At 61.5% G+C, this 2548-nt stretch carries 3 protein-coding genes; 1 reads left to right on the top strand and 2 read right to left on the bottom strand.

The window, feature by feature from the left end; genetic code table 11:
- The coding region (locus EN914_RS31785) for an aldo/keto reductase (RefSeq protein ID WP_164779057.1) at positions 1-776 on the bottom strand (776 nt) is incomplete at its 3' end.
- 276 nt (positions 777-1052) lie between these two features.
- Here EN914_RS31785 and ppk2 point away from each other — a divergent pair.
- Positions 1053-1973, top strand: coding sequence for a polyphosphate kinase 2 (gene ppk2 / locus EN914_RS31780; RefSeq protein ID WP_013532260.1), 921 nt, complete (start codon positions 1053-1055; stop codon positions 1971-1973).
- A 50-nt stretch (positions 1974-2023) separates the two neighbouring features.
- Here the strand turns inward: ppk2 and EN914_RS31775 are convergent.
- A partial coding sequence (locus tag EN914_RS31775; RefSeq protein WP_164779056.1) for a dihydrofolate reductase family protein occupies positions 2024-2548 on the bottom strand: 525 nt, incomplete at its 5' end.

The following is a 2548-nucleotide window of genomic DNA, read 5'->3' as shown; positions in this document are numbered from 1 at the left end:
CCGATCTCCACAAGCACATCGACGATCCGCCACAGCCGGTCCTCGTCGCGGATCGGTGGTTCCGACCAGCCCGCGAGTTGGCGGGCGGTGGGGCTGTCACGGCGGTATTTGCCGGACAGCAATCCGCCGGCAAGCGGGCTCCAGACCAGAACGCCCAGCCCCTGGTCGACGGAAATCGGCAGCAGTTCGTACTCCGCTTCGCGCGCTTCCAGCGTGTAGTGGATCTGCTGCGTGATGAAGCGCGGCTGATGACGGCTGTCGCTGATGCCGAGCGCCTTCATCACCTGCCAGCCGGAATAGTTGGAGCAGCCGACATAGCGGATCTTGCCCTGGGCAACCAGCGTGTCGAGCGCGCCGATGGTTTCCTCCAGCGGCGTCACGCCATCCCATTCGTGCAGGAAATAGATGTCGATGACGTCGGTCTTGAGCCGCTTCAGGCTCTTCTCGCATTCCCGGATCAGGTGATGGCGCGACAGGCCTTCATCGTTTGGACCTTTGCCGATCCGCATCCGTGCCTTGGAGGCGATCAGCACGTCGCCCTTGCGCTTGCCGCCGAGCGCTTCGCCGATGATTTCTTCGGAAATGCCGTTCGAATAGACATTGGCGGTGTCGATGACATTGATGCCGGCGTCGATACAGAGATCGATCATCCGGCGCGCTTCGTCGAGATCGGTCTTGCCGACCGCCGAAAAAGCTCCGGCGCCGCCGAACGTCATGGTCCCCATGGTCAGTGTCGAAACTTTCAGGCCGGAACGGCCGAGAGTGCGGTATTCCATGTCGGTCCTCGCGATTACGTTGGAAAAAGGCTGGGGGGCGCCCGAAAGTGGCCGCTATTTGTAGGACAATTTGGGTGACGTGTCTCCATGCCAGCGCGGCGGATCGATCATGCCTGGCTGGATCGACAGCGGCGGTAACCATGCTCGCGCTGCAATAAAACCGTCATTGCAGGCCTATATGGAAGTCGGCTCAGGTGTTGCCGTTCCCGGGCTGTAGGCCGGGAGTTTGGGGCGCCGGACGTGGATCGACAGAGCTTGCAAGTGGAGCAGCCGATAATGACCGAGCTAAAACAGAATTCTCCGGCCAGGGATTGGCTTGAAGCCGAGCTCGCCGACACGCTTGACGAAGACTATGAGCTCGAAATGTCGGAGCCGGCGCTGTCGATGGAGATCGCCAAGATCTACAAGAACTCGCATCCGCCTTCGATCGATCGCATGCAGTATTTTCGCGACCTGATCACCCTGCAGTCCGAATTGATCAAGCTGCAGTCCTGGGTCGCCCACCACAAGAAGAAGCTGGTGGTAATCTTCGAGGGACGCGATTCGGCCGGCAAGGGCGGTGTCATCAAACGCATCACCCAGCGCCTCAACCCGCGCATCTGCCGTGTCGTCGCACTGCCGGCGCCGACGGAGCGCGAAAAGTCGCAATGGTATTTCCAGCGCTATGTCCCGCATCTGCCGGCCGGCGGCGAGATCGTGCTGTTCGACCGCTCATGGTACAACCGCTCGGGCGTCGAGCGGGTGATGGGCTTTGCCCAGCCCGATCAGGTCGAAGAATTCTTCCACGACGTGCCGGAATTCGAGCGCATGCTGGTCCGCTCGGGCATCACCGTGGTCAAATACTGGTTCTCGATCACCGACGAGGAACAGCAGATGCGCTTCCTGATGCGCATCCACGATCCGATGAAACAGTGGAAACTGTCGCCGATGGACCTGCAGTCGCGCGTGCGCTGGGAGCAGTACACCAAGGCCAAGGAAGAGACCTTCGCCCGCACCAACATCCCGGAAGCGCCCTGGTTCATCGTCGAGGGCAACGATAAGAAACGCGCGCGGCTGAACTGCATCGACCATCTGCTCAAGCAGCTGCCTTACGAGGAAGTGCCGCACGAGGAGATCACTTTGCCGGAGCGCGTCTTCAACCCCGAATACGAACGCCAGGTGCTGCCGCGCGAGCTCTACGTACCGGAAAAGTATTGAGGCAGACGAAGCTGCGATCTCCCCCACGCGGGGGGAGATTGGCTCTCCACCTACGCCCGCTTGATCACCACATGCGTCGCGAGCGGGGTCGCCACCTGCTCGCTGCAGACATAGCCGAGCTTGAGCATGTCCAGGCCGGCAAAAAGGTTCTCGCCCGTGCCCAGCAGCACCGGCGCGATCGCCAGATGCATCTCGTCGATCAGTTTTTCCTGCAGATATTGCCGTATGGTGGCGACGCCGCCGCCGACCCGCACATCCTTGCCGCCAGCGGCAGCCTTGGCCTGTTCAAGAGCTGAATGGATGCCGTCGATGACGAAGTGGAAAGTGGTGCCGCCCTCCATCGTGATCGGTTCCCGCTTGTGATGGGTCAGCACGAAAACCGGCACATGATAGGGCGGGTTGTCGCCCCACCAGCCTTTCCAGCTGTCGTCAGGCCATTCGCCGCGGATCGGTCCGAACATGTTGCGGCCGAGGATCCAGGCGCCGACATTTTCGAAGCTGCGCGCCGCGAACGCCTCGTTGACGTCGGTGGTGCCGCCATCTTGTCCGAGCACCATCTCGCGGAAGGCGCGGGT

The organism is Mesorhizobium sp. M7A.F.Ca.CA.001.08.2.1, from assembly GCF_003998455.1.
GTDB lineage: Bacteria > Pseudomonadota > Alphaproteobacteria > Rhizobiales > Rhizobiaceae > Mesorhizobium > Mesorhizobium ciceri.
The sequence above is the reverse complement of the archived record's forward strand: the minus strand, read 5'-3'. Positions and strand labels throughout refer to the sequence as shown.

Excerpts from the sequence above, each read along its gene's own strand:
- ppk2 (WP_013532260.1), top strand. The coding sequence starts at position 1,053 with ATGACCGAGCTAAAACAGAATTCTCCGGCCAGGGATTGGCTTGAAGCC.